Here is a 15,726-nt window from a genome sequence, read left to right on the forward strand (position 1 = left end):
TTTAAAGGTTATTGTTTTAATTAAGAAATAATATGTTGGCTTGATTTCTAAAGATTGGTGGCACTAGTCACCACTGTTAAAAAAAAAACTTATTTAAACAGGACTGTAAGAACACCAAAAAAATCTTTCATCTAAAAACCTTTAACTACAGCCAAAACTTTTCCAAAATGCCTTATTTCGGCATATTTTTGCTAAATTCGCAAGGTTATAACAATACCTTTTTTAAATATCGTTTTCGATAACGAGAATAATAACTTATGGCAGAAGATTTAGAAAATCAACAAAACGACAAAATCATCCGAATTAATATAGAGGAGCAGATGAAATCGGCCTACATTGACTATTCAATGTCGGTAATCGTATCCAGGGCTTTGCCTGATGTGCGTGATGGATTGAAACCAGTTCACCGCCGTGTTTTATACGGCATGCTTGATTTAGGTGTAACGAGTAATAAACCCCATAAAAAGTCTGCCCGTATTGTAGGTGAAGTTTTAGGTAAGTATCACCCACATGGTGATGCATCAGTATATTTTACCATGGTTCGTATGGCTCAGGATTGGAGTTTACGTTATCCAATGGTAGATGGGCAAGGAAACTTTGGCCACATTGATGGTGACTCACCAGCTGCAATGCGTTATACAGAGGCACGTTTTTCTAAAGTAGCAGAGGAAATGCTTGCCGATATTAATAAAGATACGGTAGATTTTCAGTTAAACTTTGATGATACACTACAGGAACCTACCGTGTTACCTGCAAAAATTCCAAACCTTTTGGTGAATGGTTCATCTGGTATCGCAGTGGGAATGGCAACCAATATGGCGCCGCATAACTTAACTGAGGTGATAGATGGCATAGTAAATTATATCGATAACCGCGATATTACCATCGAAGAATTGATGAAGTTTGTAAAAGCTCCGGATTTCCCTACAGGTGGTATCATTTATGGTTACACAGGTGTAAAAGAAGCTTTTGAAACCGGCCGTGGACGTATTGTTATGCGTGCTAAAGCAGAAATTGAAAGCATTAAAGACCGCGAAGTAATCATTGTAACGGAAATTCCATACCAGGTTAATAAAGCCATGATGATTGAGCGTACTGCTGAATTGGTAGGCGAGAAAAAACTAGAAGGTATTTCGAACATTAAAGATGAATCGAACAAAGATGGTATCCGCATCGTTTACGAAATTAAGCGTGATGCCAATGCTTCTATCGTTTTAAACAACCTTTATAAATACACCGCTTTACAAACATCTTTCAGTGTAAATAATATTGCATTGGTAAAAGGTCGTCCGCAAATGCTAAATCTAAAAGATTTAATTGTGCATTTCGTAGACCACAGACATGATGTTGTTGTTCGCCGTACAAAATATGAATTAGCTGAAGCTGAAAAACGTGCACACATTTTAGAAGGTTATTTAATTGCTTTAGATCATTTAGATGAAGTAATTAAATTAATTCGTGCATCAGAAACTCCGGAAGAAGCCCGCATGGGTTTAATGGAAACATTTGGTTTAAGTGATCTTCAGGCACGTGCCATTCTGGATATGACGCTTCGTCGTTTAACAGGACTAGAGCGTGATAAAATTAAAGAAGAGTATGCAGAGCTGATGAAAACCATCGAAAGCTTAAAAGCTATTCTTGCTGATGAAGGTTTGCGAATGCAGATTATCAAAGACGAGTTAGCAGAGATTCAGCAAAAATTCGGCGATGAACGTAGAACAACTATTGTTCACTCAGCCGAAGACATGAGCATGGAAGATTTCATTGATGATGAAGAAGTTGTGATCACCATTTCTCACGAAGGTTATGTAAAACGTACGCCAGCAACTGAGTTCAGGGCACAGGGTAGAGGTGGAAAAGGTTCTAAAGGAAGTACTTCGAGAAATGAAGATTTTATCGAGCACATGCTGGTGGCCACCAACCATAATTATATGTTATTCTTTACCGAAGCCGGAAGATGTTTCTGGTTGAGGGTTTACGAAATTCCGGAAGGTTCCAGAACCAGTAAAGGAAGGGCGATACAAAACATCATCAATATTCCGAAAGACGAGAAAATTAAGGCTTACATCAAAGTTAAAAACCTTAAAGATCAGGAATACCTGGAGAACAACTTCATCATTATGTGTACTAAAAAAGGTACCATTAAGAAAACTTCTCTGGAGTCTTATTCACGTCCTCGTGTAAATGGTATCAATGCGATAAACATCAATGAAGGTGATGTATTATTAGAAGCTTGTTTAACTAATGGTCAGAGCGAAATTGTAATGGCATTACGTTCTGGAAGGGCTATTCGCTTTAATGAAAGTACCGTTCGCCCGATGGGAAGAACAGCTACCGGAGTACGTGGTGTGAGACTTGCACATGACAAAGATGAAGTTGTTGGCATGATTGCTGTAAACAATCCGGAAGTTACGGTGTTAGTAGTATCAGAAAAAGGATACGGAAAACGGACGGACATTGAAGATTACCGCGTAACCAATCGTGGTGGTAAAGGTGTAAAAACCATCAATGTTACCGAGAAAACCGGACAATTAGTTTCTATTAAAGACGTTACAGATAGTGAAGATTTGATGATCATTAACCGCTCTGGAATTGTAATTAGAATTCCTGTTTCAGCTTTAAGAGTAATGGGACGCGCAACTCAGGGTGTTCGTTTAATCTCTCTAAAAGGTGATGATGAAATTGCATCGGTTACTAAGATTGATCACGAAGAGGATGAAGAAGAAACAGTTGATTTAGAAAGTGTTTTGGTAGTAGATGGTGAAGAAATAGAAGCTGATCCAACTGCTGAAGCAGAAGAAACTGAAGAAGACGATGAGGAAAGTGATGCCGATGACGCAACGGAAAAATAAAATTAACTAAAATAAAAATTAGAATAAAAATTATGAAAAGAGTATTTCTAGGTATAATTTTGGCAGGAGCAGCAAGCTCTGCGTTTGCTCAGAAAAGTGAAGTTAACGAAGCAAAAAAAGCATGGGGAATTTTCCAGTTAACTACACAAGGTGCAACACCACTAGATAAAAAGTTAGAATCTGTTAAAACCGGTTTAGCTCATACTGATAAAGCCATTGCTGATGAAAAATCTAAAGTAATGCCTGAAGCATGGACTTACCGTGCATTATTTGCTTCTTCTGCTGCTATTTTAGATACAGTAAACGTGGCGAATGCAGATGCAAACTTAAAAGTTGCTCAGGATGCGCTTGTTGAAGCTAAAAAATTAGATACCAAAGGTGCAGAGAAAGAAAATATCACTTTAGCTGAAACCAATATTTCTAACGCCGTGCGTAATGCAGGTGTAATGGCTTACAATAAAAAGGATTATAAAACAGCCTATACTAAATTTGTTCAGGCAACTGTAATCAATCCAACTGATACTGCCATGTATTTAAATGCAGGTATTGCAGCTAGAAATGTGGAAGATTATCCAGGTATGATTCAGCAGTTTAAAAAAGTAATTTCTTTAAATTCGCCACAGTCTAAAGATTTGTATAACGAATTGGTTGATGTTACTTTAAGAAAGCAGAAAGATACTACTGCTGCTTTAGCACTGATTGCAGAAGCGGTAGCTAAATATCCTGAGAATGTAGACTTAATCAAAACTGAAACTCAGATTTATATCGATAGAGGTGATGTTGCAAAATCAGAGCAAATGTTAAATGCTTTAGCTACTAAAGAACCAACAAATCCTAATTATCAGGTATTATTGGGTAACATTTATTTCTCACAAGCTTTGAAACTTCAGGCAGATAGAAACAAAATCGATCAGAAAAAAGTGAAGGAATTTGCTGAGATCACCACAAGAATGAATGGATTATTGGATAAATCATTGCCATTCTACAAAAAAGCAATGGAAATTGATCCGAAAAATGCTGGTGCATTAGAAACGTTGAAAACTATTTATGCTTTCAGAAACGATACTAAAAATTATAATGATGTTAAAGCTAAATTAGATGCTTTACCTAAGCAATAATTAAATGCAAAAACTCAAAAAAGAGTCCTGATTTTATCAGGACTCTTTTTTTTTACTTATTTTTACCTGATTAGTATTTTACCCATCATTACAGATTGATCTATTATGCAAAATGGTTTTAAGCTATTAATAGCACTTTTGGTTTCCACTTCAATAAATTCTTTCGCTCAAAAAAGTCAGATTTTGATTGCCCGCAATTCAGTAGGGAAACTTCAGGCTTCCATCGCAAATAAAGAAGATGAAAAGAAACAACTGACTATTATTACAGAAGGTTTAAAGGCAATAGAATCTGCAGAAAAAGATAATAAGACGAAGAATTGGGCCGAAACCTGGTCACTTAAATCTTACCTGACTTCTTACGCATCATTAATAGATACGGACGCTGCTAATTCTGATAAATTTTACGAAGCCGCCAACACGGCTATCAAGCAAGCCCGAGGATTGGATAAGTATGAAGATAATTCCGGACTAATTAAGGCTTCCAATCATAATATCCTGATTAAGAAGCAGGAGAGGGGGAACTCGTCTTATTTCAACAATGATTTTAAAGAAGCATATGACGACTTGAAGGAAGTAAGTGATAGCTTCCCGACTGATACAACATTAGCCTTAAATACAGCGATTTGTGCATTAAATATTCAGGATTATGATGAGTCGATTGCTTACTTTAATCGGGCAAAAAACAATGGGATCCGGAATGCTTCAATGTTTCAAAAACTGGCACAATTGTACAGTGCGAAATATGATTATGAAACCGCTATTAAAACGCTGGAAGATGGTCTGCTAAAGAATCCATTTAACCGAAACCTGACGAACGACTACATCAATTTATTATTGGATACCGATAACTATGCGAAAGCAACAAGTTTGATTGAAGGAAATTTGAAAGTTGAGAAAGGAAATAAATTATTGTATTTTCTCTATGGTTACTTACAACAAGCTGGCGGTAATAATCCAACAGCAATTTTAGCTTATGATAAAGCGCTTGCGACAGATCAAAATTATTTCGATGCATTGTACCAGCTGAGTTTAGCTTATATTAATACAGCGAACGAAACTTTGCAGAAAAGCGATGCCGAAAAAGTTTCCAAGTACAATTCATTAATTAACAGAGCACAGCTTGCATTGCAACGTGCCAATGAAATAAATCCTAACGACAAGAAAACTGTTCAGTTGTTATTGGATATCTATTCTCGTAAAAAAGCAACTGATAAAGTTCAGGAACTAAATCGTAAACTTCAGGAGTTATAATAGCAGAGGAGAAGAAACGTATCAGGAGTGAGTATTTCTATATCCAACTTAACATAATATTAATTATAGGACAAATTAATATTTTATTTTAGGTTTGATTAGATATGCATTTGCAGGTTAAAATTCTATTGAAAAAATATGTCTCCCTTCAGCAAAATTGTAAGTTACGCTATAATTGTGCAGTGTTGCTATTTGCTTTACGATAGCCAGTCCCAATCCCATACCTTCAGAGGTTGAGATCTTATAGAACCGTTCAAAAGCAAGATTTCCATCAAGCGCTTCAACTGAGCCTGTATTTGAAATTTTAAGTGAACGGCTGTCAAGTTTAATTTCAATTTTTCCATTAGCTATATTATGCCGGATTGCATTACTAAGTAAGTTGTTTAACAGAATATCCACCAAATATCTGCTTATAACCACCTTTTTATCCTGGAGATCTTTGATAAGAGTGATATTTTTATTATCCAATAATTCTTGAAACTGATCAATTTTTTGGTTTATAAGCCCTTTAAGATCAACACTTTCCTGCTCTGGAATCAGATTATTTTCAATTTTAGCCAATAATATGAGTGAATTATTTAATCGGCTAAGTCTACCTACAGCGTGATAGATTTCATCGATCAATTTCCCTTGTTCAAGATCTAAAGGCTTCCCTTGCAGCAGTAGGTCAAGTTTGTTATTAATGATGGCAAGCGGTGTCATTATTTCGTGCGAGGCATTATCGGTGAAGGTCTTCAACTTAGAATAGTCTTTTTTTACCCTGTCGGCCATGCTCAGCACCGCTGTGTTGAGCTCATTAAATTCATCTATCTTTGTATGCTGAGCAATGATTTCCTCCTTTTGAGTAATATTAAAAGCTTTCATCATGTTTAGCGTCGAATAAAACGGGCTCCAGATACGTTGTAGCACAAACCTGTTGATCAGCGAAAGAGAAATCAAAAGCAATACCGTAACGGCTAAAGTAATCATGAAGATCAGTCTTACCAGGTCATCGGATTCAACTCTGGATTTACTAATGGTGACCTGAAAATTTTCACCTTTTAGATTAACGCTGGTAATCAGGCTTCTTCCAGCTTCATTTTCTTTTTCTGCCTTGTTATAAAAGTCCTCATACAGGAAGTTACGTTCAATAATCTGGCCGGTTGCAAGTTTACGATAGGTTACTTTCTGATGCAAAAAATCTCCCGGAGCTGGCAGTTTTCCATAATTCGATACATATGCCTCAATTTCCTTTTCTTCGATAACCAGATCCCGGTCTAGTTTTCCTGTTAGGATAAAGTGTATGGCAATGTAATAAATCACCCCGGTAATCATTAATATGATAAACGAGATAAAAAGATTTGTTCTATTATACCGTTGCGCTAACTTCATACATTTTCCAGTTTGTAACCTACGCCATACATAGATTTTATATAGTCCTTCGCCCCTGCTTCTACCAATTTTTTTCTAAGATTTTTAATGTGTGTATAGATAAAATCAAAATCATCAGACATATCAATTTCATCACCCCATAGATGTTCAGCAATGGCATTCTTGGTGATTACCTTGCCCTGATTCGATATAAAATAGATAAGCAGGTCATATTCTTTTTTGGTAATGTGGATCAGTTTTTCATTAACTTTAACTTCCATTGCCAATATATCGATATTGATCTCGTTAAAAGCCATCAGGTTACTGCCGCTAAAATTTTTCCTTCTTACCACAGCCATAATCCTTGCCTTGAGCTCAGACAAATGAAAGGGCTTGACCATATAGTCGTCAGCACCCATTTCCAGCCCACTTAGCTTATCATCAAGAGAATGCCTGGCCGATATAATAAGCACACCTTCTTGTTTATTCAATTTTTTAATTTCGCTCAGGATTTTAAGTCCATCACCTCCAGGTAAGGTCAGATCAAGTAAAACACAGTCATAACTGTAGAGGTTAATCTTCTCCAGCGCACTCCGATAAGTGGTTGCCACCTCACAGATATTACCTTCTCCCTTTAGATAGGAAAGAATGCTTTCTCTCAGCGATTGTTCATCTTCAATGATCAGTATCTTCATTGATTGCAAAATAACATTTTAATTCTGTAGGAAATTGGTGCAGCTTATAGGATAAAGATAATTTGTTAAGTCGTTTTCAGTTCCTCGGATCTCCCCTGCTCACACAGAATGATTCTCTACGCAAGATAATTCTCAAATAATAATTCAACTTCTAAATTCCAACAGATTTACCCATTAACTATGTACTAAAATTACACATTAATTAAGTTATGATTTTTAAGAAGTATTTTCTCTTGCTCGTGTTATTAATTTTGGCAACATTCATCTCCTATTCACAGGTTACAAAAGTTACCATTTCCGGGATTATTAAGGATTCAAAACATATGAAGGCAATCGAGTCTGCCAATATCATAATTAAACAAAAGGCCGACCAAAAATTTATAACCGGTACCATTACCGATGTAGAAGGAAGATTCAAATTGGTAGACCTTTTAGCCGGAAACTATACGCTGGAAATTTCCATTGTTGGATATCAGAAAAAAGAAATAGACGTGATTGTTGGCTCACTTAATGCTTTTCTGGATCTTGGAGAAATGATCATAACCGAAGATTTACAAACATTGAGTACTGTTAATATTGTAGCGCAAGGAAGCGCAGATGGGCTCTCAGATAAAATGGACAAAAAAATTTTTACCCTCGGTAACAATATAGCACAATCTGGCGGTTCAGTATTGCAGGCTATGCAGAATCTTCCTGGAGTAACTCTACAGGATGGTAAAATCCTGCTTCGAGGAAATGATAAGGTTTCGATATTGGTTGATGGAAAACAAAATGCGATGACAGGTTTTGGCATACAAACCGGACTTGATAATATCCCTGCCTCTGCAATAGAAAGAATTGAAATAATTAACAATCCGTCGTCAAAATACGATGCGAACGGAAATGCGGGCATTATTAACATCATCTATAAAAAGAATAAACAAGAAGATTTTAATGGAAAAATAGCCTTAACAACCGGCTTGGGTTCGCTTTGGGAGCGAAAAGAAAATCTACCCACTATTCGTCCACAATATCAGGCTACGCCAAAGATCAATCCATCATTATCGCTTAATTACAGAAAAAATAAGCTCAATACTTTTTTTCAGGGTGATTACCTTTATACACAAACTTTGAATAGAAATGAGTTTGCCACCAGGACCTATAGCGATGGCACCATCATCAATCAACAGGTAAAAAGAAACCGAACCACCAGTTACACTACATTAAAAAGCGGCATAGACTGGAATCCGGATGAACAAAATTCGTTCACATTTTCTGGTTATTTTAATAGAGAAAAGATTATCGATAAGGGAGATATCCCTTATTTTAACGAAAATTTTTCCCAAAGACTTAGATTATGGCAATTTCTGGAAGATGAGGTAAAATACACCGTTACGGGTTCTGCCAGCTATCAGCATAAGTTCAAACAACCTGGACATTTACTCAATGCAAGTTTCAATTACACATGGCATAGAGAAGATGAAAAATATTTTTTCACCAACATCATGCCTCTATATACTGGAGAGGATTCATTTGCCTTGCTGTCGGATGAACATGTAGCAGATTTCAACCTGGATTACATTAAGCCGTTAAAACGGGGAAGAATAGAAATGGGTCTGAAATTAAGGAGAAGAACTATTCCTACAAATATGCAGTTCTTTCCAGGACTTAATTCTCCGATTGATGCTAATGCTGGTGGCTGGGCCGATTACAAGGAAACGATTCCTGCGGCTTACGCAAATTACGTGCTGGAAACAAATCATTTCGAAATAGAGGCTGGCCTAAGGTTCGAATATGTTAATGTACAATATGATATTAATCCTGATCATAATACTTACAAAAGTGATGGTTATGACTATGCAAGACCTTTTCCAAACCTGCGTTTAGCTTTAAAAATAGATGAGAACAATAAGCTTTCAATATTTTATAACAGAAGAGTCGATAGACCAAATGAGGTTGATATTCGCATATTTCCAAAATATGATGAACCCGAGCTTCTTAAGGTTGGCAATCCTACGCTCCGCCCTCAATTTACAAATACCGTAGAATTAGGCTATCGTTTGAACTGGAAAAACGGAAATATCTACACCTCGTTTTATCATAAAATCATTGATGCAACAATTACCAGGATTGCAACACAAGTGCCGGGCAGTACTATTTTATATAATATTTTTCAGAATGCCGGAAGAAGCTATCAAACTGGTAATGAATTTGTTTTACAACAAGAACTTGCCTCCTGGTATTCGTTCAATGCAAGTGCTGCGATTTATCGAAATAAGATCAATGGATTTACGGTAACCAATAGATACCCGGTACCAACCACCTATAGCATGCCCGAAGAAAATATTACTTCCGGAAACGTGAAGCTGAATAACACGTTCAAATTAAAAGATCAGATACAAATCCAGCTTTCAGGGATCTATTTAGCTAAAGACATTATCCCTCAGGGAACAATTGGTGCTAGATTTTCGATTGACCTTGGGATTAAGAAGCAGATACAACGAGGAAAGGGCGAACTATTTTTGAATGGAACCGACATATTAAATACACTGAAGACCAAGAGAAGAATCATTGGAAATGGTTTCACCTATATCAGTACTGACTATTTGGAAACCCAGGTTTTTAGAATAGGATATAATTATAAGTTTTAACAGGTACCTATACCCTCTTCAAAATTTGTTTTAGACAATACAATCTGTATACTAATACATTATTATTGATTTAGAACTAAACATACTTCAAAGTATTTTATTAATACTTTAATAATCCCAAATTAACAGATAACATGAAATATTTTGTGATCTTTATAGTACAAAAACTTATATTATGAAAAAGATCATTTCAATTTGCATGCTTGTATTATGTGTTGTATCCTTAACAACATATGCTACGCCAGAAGTACCAAAACCAGTTAGCAGCACCAAAGCTAAAGTAACTACTTACAATGTGCGTTTAGGTTACAGAAATATTGATGGCAGTTTAACTACATCGGTATCCACAGAATCACCAGGCTTTACCATTTATAACCAGGAAAGCGGCGATGATTATTATGTTGAAAATGGACCATCCTCGTTCGGAACATTTTTACCTTATCAATTGCCAGGTACGATTAATGGTTTACCTGCAGGAACGTATGAGTTCAGTGCAGAAAGAGGTCAGGGAAACTGGACGGGTTATGGTTCTATCACCGTAACCTTATCTCCGGAAATGATTGATGCCGATGGTTATGTAACCGTTTACGTTCCTATTGCCTGGACGGAATAAAATTCAATCATTTAATTTAATCAATGAGCAGTCTTAATATCCAAGACTGCTCATTGATGTTTATATCCTCAAGCATATTCATCTTTCCAATCGCCAAAGGTGAATTATTCCAATCGCTTTCAATCCGCATGGTTAGCCGATTTGCTCAACTAAATACCTGATTTTTTGTTGTGCTAGTATGTATGATCATTTCACCTTCCCTGAAGCCGATACTTTACAAATCGCCTTGTCCAGGCAACTGATTTTCCAACCGCTAAAAAGTATTAAGACCATTGCAGGTGCTGATATTTCTTTTGATAAAGGCAGTTCAACCATGTATGCCGGAATAGTGATTTTAAGCTTTCCGGAAATGATTGTGCAGTCGTACGCACTCGAAACCTACGAAACAACTTTTCCTTATCAGCCTGGGTATTTAGGTTTTAAAGAAGTACCTGCACTGTTAAAAGTATGGGATTTGATCCCTGAAAAACCTGATATTGTGGTATTGGATGGCAATGGCATTCTGCATCCCAGACGAATGGGCGTTGCCTCGCATTTTGGTGTACTTGCCAATCAGGCAACTATTGGTTGCGCGAAGAGTATCTTATATGGTGAAAATCACCTTCCGGAAAAATCTAAGTTTAGTACTGCAGAAATTAAAAGTCACGGTGAAATTTTGGGTTATGCTTTAAGAACTAAAGACAATAATAAACCTGTTTATATTTCAGCAGGACATTTAATTACAACTGAACAAGCTTTAGCAGTAATTAAAAGGTGTATTGGAAATTATAGAATCCCTGAACCAACACGGTTAATTCATGATCTGGTAAATGATTTTAGAACCGGCAAATTAAAGGCTGGTTTTCATATTAAAACCCAGCCTTTAACCTTATTTTAAATCCAGTTGATTCCCTTTTTTAGCAATTGTAAAGTTTGATATTCTTCAGAGCCAATTTCCGGCTGAACATTATAACCCCAATTTGCTTGTGGTGGTAAACTCATTAAAATAGATTCGATTCTTCCATTGGTTTCTAAACCAAATTTAGTTCCCGAATCGTAAACGAGGTTAAATTCTACGTACCGGCTTCTACGTTGATATTGCCACTCTTTTTGAATATCAGTGAATTCCTTGTCGCGGTTTCGCTCCAACAATTCGGTATAGATGGGTAAGAATGTTTCACCAATATTAGCGGAAAAATCTAGAATTCCTTCCCAGGATAGATTTGTATTTTCAGGCTTCAAACGATCATAAAAAATGCCGCCTATTCCACGAGTTTCTTCTCTGTGTTTGATGAAGAAGTAGTTGTCAGCTTGCTCTTTAAATTTGGGATAAAAATCAGGGTTAAATTCATCACAGGCATTTTTTAATTTATGATGAAAAAAACGAGCGTCGTTTTCAAATACATAATGAGGCGTTAAATCTATTCCACCGCCAAACCAACGAGTCTCTTCATTCAACTCAAAATACCTGATGTTCATATGAATAATGGGAACCAGCGGATGATTGGGATGAATCACAATGGAAACTCCTGTAGCAAAAAAATCCTCTTCTGTTACATTAAAAGCCTTTTTAATGGGTTCAGGTAATTTGCCATGAACTGCTGAAAAGTTTACACCACCTTTTTCAATAATTGAACCATTTTGCATAATTCGGGTGCGACCTCCTCCCCCACCATTTCTTTCCCATAATTCTTCTTCAAACTTTCCTTTGCCATCAGCAATCTCTAATCCTTTGCAAATTTCATCCTGAATTTGCCTATAACGCGCTGCTACCTCTTCTTTAAATATCATGATTTATTCACCTTTTAATACAAACTTAAGGCTATTCATGCGCTAATGATGATTTATCTGTAGATAGTACATTTTATTGACATTGATCGAAAACAGCAGAATTTTCATAGCTGTAGAAGACACTAGAAAGTTTAATTCTTGCACTTATTCTTCCAGATAATTCAAATCTTTGTTAAAACTTTCTTTAAGTGACACTACAGAGATCATTGCAATTACAGTGAGTATCCCCATCATGATAAAACCTGCGATAACAATATTGTATTGATGAACAAAAAATTCGAAGACTAAAGTAATTGGAATCAAAGCTCCCCGCACAAAGTTGGGCGCTGTAGTGGTTACCGTAGATCGGATATTGGTTCCAAATTGTTCTGCGGCAATGGTTACGAAAGTAGCCCAGTAGCCTACACCAAAGCCCATCACCAAACAAATGAGCACGAAACTATTCTCAGTTAAGTTACTGCTGGTGAGGTATAAAATAACCGTGATTACCGATAGACTCTGAAATATGAGAACCGTCTTCTTTCTTGATTTCAGAATTTGAGCCAGGAAACCACAAACTACATCGCCTATTGCAATCCCAAAGTAGGTATACATAATTCCTGTTCCTGCATTCAGCACTTCCCTTGCACCTAATACTTTTCCTATTTCCGGAGATTGGGTAACCAAAATACCTACAATAAACCAGAGTGGTAAGCCCAAACAGATACAAGCCAGGTATTTTAAGAATCTTTTCCGATCGGAAAATAGCATAAAGAAATTACCTTTCCAAACGCTTTTAGATTGCTCCGCGTGTTTAAACATGCCTGATTCAAATGTTCCAACGCGCAATAGCAATAGTAGTAATCCCATCCCACCACCTACAAAGTAGGAGGTTTGCCAGGTGAAGTGTTTGCCAATAGTAGCAGCTGCAGCTGCACCTAAAAGGCCAATTCCTGCTACAACCATTGTTCCATAGCCACGTTTTTCTTTATCCATGGTTTCAGTAACCAATGTAATTCCTGCACCTAATTCCCCTGCTAAACCAATTCCGGCCACCAATCTAATAATCGCATAGCTGTGCACATCTGTGGCAAAGCCATTTGCAATGTTGGCAACAGAGTACATTAAAATAGAGCCGAATAAAACTTTAATGCGACCGAATTTATCACCAATTATTCCCCATAACAATCCACCAAGCAACAAACCGAACATTTGCATGTTGATCACATATTCGCCTTCCGTGCGCATGTGTTCTGGCGAAACGCCAATATCAGAAAAGCTTTTTAATCGGACAACTGAGAAGAGAACGAGATCATATATGTCTACAAAATAACCTAGAGCGGCTACGATGACCAGGAATATGACGTTGCGATTGTTTGGTTGGGTTTGGGAATCCATTTAGCTATTTGGTTTATTTGCTGAAAGTACAAAATCGACCAAATAAAAAAAATAGTTATGAAAAATAAAAGCCATCCGGTTGGGATGGCTTTTATAACTCCTACATTGGAGGTGTTTTTGTTGTAGTATCTGGCGGCATCGTTTTAGATGTATCCGCCGGTGTTGTAGTTTTTGTGGTGTCCATTGGAGCAGTAGTTGTCGAATCCGTCATGGTACTATCTGAAGAACCAGCCATATTTTTAGACGAATTGCATGCTGAAGTGGCAATCATGATCGTACCAGCAAAAGCAAGACTTAAGATTATTTTTTTCATAGTTTTTATTGTTATCTCTAATCTTAACAACAATGTTATCATTTGGTTTTGTTTTTTTAGATTAAAATCATTAGATGAATACGTAAGTTATAGATTTAAAGGCTGTTGTGTTTTGAAATATTCAATTTTTAAAGTGTAAAATATACACTATACTCCCAATCTTATTCCTGTATATGAATTTTCAACAGTATTGTTACGTATGCAAACCTGGTATCAGAATTTGCAAACACCATTTGCCGAGTGGTTAAAAAAACATAGGATAAAAGTTTAAAAAGCGGCAAATCTTTCTGATATTAGTAATGTATGATTATTTCTAAAAATACGCTTAAATGGGTAATGCGTCTATATCCACCGCTATTTTTTCAACGTATTTGGGTACAGCGCTTTGAGGGTGAATTTAAAGGTTGCACGGTAAAAATCAGCAGGAGTTTTCTAAATAAAAACTATAATGGCTCGATTTTCGGAGGAACGATCTACGCTGCTACAGATCCGTTTTATGCTCTGTTATTTGATCAGTTGATGCAACGAAGAGGTTTTAAAGTGCGTGTTTGGCTTAAAAGTGCATCCATCCAATATTTGAAACCTGGTCAGTCGAATTTATATTTTACCATTAAGCTGACTGATGAAATGATTACTGAAGCGGAAATGGCCTTAAAAACGATAGGTAGATTTGTGAAAGCCTATCCGATGGAAGTTACCAATAAAAACGGCGAGCTATGTGCTACCGTAATGAATGAAGTTTATATCCGAAACCTGCATCAGGGCGAAACGCCTACAGTTGCCTATTAGTTTAATTTTATGCCGAGTATTAAAAGTTTGATTTTGCAAGGTGAGGGTGTTCAACTTGATTTCAAAAAGACCATAACCAATACCGAGAAAATTGCTAAAAGCCTGGTTGCCTTTGCAAATAATAAAGGTGGGAAATTATTAATTGGCGTTGCAGATGATGGAACCATTAAAGGTGTAAAATCCGAAGAGGAAGAGAAATATATGATCTTAACTGCTGCACATCAGCTTTGTAAGCCCGCTATTGAACCTTTTTTTGAAGAAATTTATGTTGATGATAAACTGGTTCTGGTGGTGAATATCCCAGAGAGCGATATAAAGCCACACTACGCCATGGACGATCAGAAAAAATGGTGGGCTTATATCCGTATCGATGATAAAAGCGTTCTCGCCAGTAAAATCATTGTAGACGTGTTAAAAAATGATCATCAGGATCAGGGCATACTTATCTCCTATTCTGAGAATGAGAAAAAGCTTCTTGAATACTTAGATAGCAAAGAACGGATTACCCTTAAAGAATTTAGTAAATTACTTCGCTGCTCTTACCGCAAAGCTCAAAAAATACTGGTTAATTTGATTATTACCAATGTAATCAGAACACATACAAGTGAAAAGGAAGAGTATTTTACGGCTGTTAATATGAAATAGCATTTTATTGATTTAGATTCACATTGAAACTTGCGAAGTCCTGCTACGCTCCTGCCCGTTGAGACTTCGCAAGTTAGTCGACTTACGAAGTTTAGGTGGCTTTTGTGCTTTGGGGAAACTTCGTCAGTCTAATAGAAGAATTTAGGTGCGTGTTGAAACTGGCGAAGTCTTGCTACGCTCCTGCCCATTGAGACTTCGCAAGTTGATCTCTCGACTTACGAAATTTCTATGGGATTGTGGGTTGGCAAACTTCGTAAGTCTAATGAAGAATTTTGGTGCGTGTTGAAACTGGCGAAGTCTTTCCGCGCTCATGCCCTTTGAGA

Annotated in this window: 13 protein-coding genes; 8 read left to right on the top strand and 5 right to left on the bottom strand. The window is 36.7% G+C overall.

The features are described from left to right. Positions 1-257 precede the first annotated feature (257 nt). From gyrA to ACN1CD_RS05985, 3 genes are all read left to right on the top strand, one after another. On the top strand, positions 258-2,852 hold the full coding sequence (gene gyrA / locus ACN1CD_RS05975; RefSeq protein ID WP_419129410.1) for a DNA gyrase subunit A: 2,595 nt from the start codon (positions 258-260) through the stop codon (positions 2,850-2,852). A 32-nt stretch (positions 2,853-2,884) separates the two neighbouring features. Further along, the gene (locus tag ACN1CD_RS05980) at positions 2,885-3,970 is read left to right on the top strand and encodes a tetratricopeptide repeat protein (protein ID WP_419129411.1); all 1,086 of its coding nucleotides are present in this window, start codon (positions 2,885-2,887) and stop codon (positions 3,968-3,970) included. 105 nt (positions 3,971-4,075) lie between these two features. Continuing rightward, on the top strand, positions 4,076-5,221 hold the full coding sequence (locus tag ACN1CD_RS05985) for a tetratricopeptide repeat protein (protein ID WP_419129412.1): 1,146 nt from the start codon (positions 4,076-4,078) through the stop codon (positions 5,219-5,221). Between the two features lie 117 nt (positions 5,222-5,338). Here the strand turns inward: ACN1CD_RS05985 and ACN1CD_RS05990 are convergent, their stop codons facing one another. Beyond that, the gene (locus ACN1CD_RS05990; protein ID WP_419129413.1) at positions 5,339-6,592 is read right to left on the bottom strand and encodes a sensor histidine kinase; all 1,254 of its coding nucleotides are present in this window, start codon (positions 6,590-6,592) and stop codon (positions 5,339-5,341) included. After that, positions 6,589-7,266, bottom strand: coding sequence for a response regulator transcription factor (locus ACN1CD_RS05995; protein ID WP_419129414.1), 678 nt, complete (start codon positions 7,264-7,266; stop codon positions 6,589-6,591). The genes ACN1CD_RS05990 and ACN1CD_RS05995 overlap by 4 nt, the downstream gene beginning before the upstream one ends. Before the next feature lie 209 nt (positions 7,267-7,475). Here ACN1CD_RS05995 and ACN1CD_RS06000 point away from each other — a divergent pair, with 209 nt between their 5' ends. From ACN1CD_RS06000 to ACN1CD_RS06010, 3 genes are all read left to right on the top strand, one after another. Further along, complete coding sequence (locus tag ACN1CD_RS06000; protein WP_419129415.1) at positions 7,476-9,896, top strand: TonB-dependent receptor domain-containing protein; 2,421 nt, start codon at positions 7,476-7,478, stop codon at positions 9,894-9,896. A 175-nt stretch (positions 9,897-10,071) separates the two neighbouring features. After that, complete coding sequence (locus ACN1CD_RS06005) at positions 10,072-10,509, top strand: hypothetical protein (protein WP_419129416.1); 438 nt, start codon at positions 10,072-10,074, stop codon at positions 10,507-10,509. 178 nt (positions 10,510-10,687) lie between these two features. Then, entirely contained in the window at positions 10,688-11,386 is a 699-nt protein-coding gene (locus ACN1CD_RS06010) for an endonuclease V (RefSeq protein WP_419129417.1), read from the top strand. On the opposite strand, the gene hemF is transcribed toward ACN1CD_RS06010, so the two are convergent. The 3 genes from hemF to ACN1CD_RS06025 form a co-directional block, all read right to left on the bottom strand. After that, the gene (hemF, locus tag ACN1CD_RS06015) at positions 11,383-12,279 is read right to left on the bottom strand and encodes an oxygen-dependent coproporphyrinogen oxidase (RefSeq protein WP_419129418.1); all 897 of its coding nucleotides are present in this window, start codon (positions 12,277-12,279) and stop codon (positions 11,383-11,385) included. The genes ACN1CD_RS06010 and hemF overlap by 4 nt on opposite strands. A 144-nt stretch (positions 12,280-12,423) precedes the next feature. Then, complete coding sequence (locus ACN1CD_RS06020; RefSeq protein ID WP_419129419.1) at positions 12,424-13,656, bottom strand: MFS transporter; 1,233 nt, start codon at positions 13,654-13,656, stop codon at positions 12,424-12,426. A 100-nt stretch (positions 13,657-13,756) separates the two neighbouring features. Further along, on the bottom strand, positions 13,757-13,969 hold the full coding sequence (locus tag ACN1CD_RS06025; RefSeq protein ID WP_419129420.1) for a coproporphyrinogen III oxidase: 213 nt from the start codon (positions 13,967-13,969) through the stop codon (positions 13,757-13,759). A gap of 303 nt (positions 13,970-14,272) precedes the next feature. Here ACN1CD_RS06025 and ACN1CD_RS06030 point away from each other — a divergent pair, with 303 nt between their 5' ends. Both ACN1CD_RS06030 and ACN1CD_RS06035 read left to right on the top strand, forming a co-directional pair. Then, entirely contained in the window at positions 14,273-14,758 is a 486-nt protein-coding gene (locus tag ACN1CD_RS06030) for a DUF4442 domain-containing protein (RefSeq protein ID WP_419129422.1), read from the top strand. Between the two features lie 9 nt (positions 14,759-14,767). Next, entirely contained in the window at positions 14,768-15,403 is a 636-nt protein-coding gene (locus ACN1CD_RS06035) for a helix-turn-helix domain-containing protein (protein WP_419129423.1), read from the top strand. The last annotated feature ends 323 nt before the right edge of the window (positions 15,404-15,726 follow it).

Source organism: Pedobacter sp. N23S346, assembly GCF_048515415.1.
Taxonomy (GTDB): Bacteria; Bacteroidota; Bacteroidia; order Sphingobacteriales; family Sphingobacteriaceae; genus Pedobacter.

Excerpts from the sequence above, each read along its gene's own strand:
- gyrA (WP_419129410.1), top strand. The coding sequence starts at position 258 with ATGGCAGAAGATTTAGAAAATCAACAAAACGACAAAATCATCCGAATT.
- ACN1CD_RS05980 (WP_419129411.1), top strand. The coding sequence starts at position 2,885 with ATGAAAAGAGTATTTCTAGGTATAATTTTGGCAGGAGCAGCAAGCTCT.
- ACN1CD_RS05985 (WP_419129412.1), top strand. The coding sequence starts at position 4,076 with ATGCAAAATGGTTTTAAGCTATTAATAGCACTTTTGGTTTCCACTTCA.
- ACN1CD_RS05990 (WP_419129413.1), bottom strand. The coding sequence starts at position 6,592 with ATGAAGTTAGCGCAACGGTATAATAGAACAAATCTTTTTATCTCGTTT.
- ACN1CD_RS05995 (WP_419129414.1), bottom strand. The coding sequence starts at position 7,266 with ATGAAGATACTGATCATTGAAGATGAACAATCGCTGAGAGAAAGCATT.
- ACN1CD_RS06000 (WP_419129415.1), top strand. The coding sequence starts at position 7,476 with ATGATTTTTAAGAAGTATTTTCTCTTGCTCGTGTTATTAATTTTGGCA.
- ACN1CD_RS06005 (WP_419129416.1), top strand. The coding sequence starts at position 10,072 with ATGAAAAAGATCATTTCAATTTGCATGCTTGTATTATGTGTTGTATCC.
- ACN1CD_RS06010 (WP_419129417.1), top strand. The coding sequence starts at position 10,688 with ATGTATGATCATTTCACCTTCCCTGAAGCCGATACTTTACAAATCGCC.
- hemF (WP_419129418.1), bottom strand. The coding sequence starts at position 12,279 with ATGATATTTAAAGAAGAGGTAGCAGCGCGTTATAGGCAAATTCAGGAT.
- ACN1CD_RS06020 (WP_419129419.1), bottom strand. The coding sequence starts at position 13,656 with ATGGATTCCCAAACCCAACCAAACAATCGCAACGTCATATTCCTGGTC.
- ACN1CD_RS06025 (WP_419129420.1), bottom strand. The coding sequence starts at position 13,969 with ATGAAAAAAATAATCTTAAGTCTTGCTTTTGCTGGTACGATCATGATT.
- ACN1CD_RS06030 (WP_419129422.1), top strand. The coding sequence starts at position 14,273 with ATGATTATTTCTAAAAATACGCTTAAATGGGTAATGCGTCTATATCCA.
- ACN1CD_RS06035 (WP_419129423.1), top strand. The coding sequence starts at position 14,768 with ATGCCGAGTATTAAAAGTTTGATTTTGCAAGGTGAGGGTGTTCAACTT.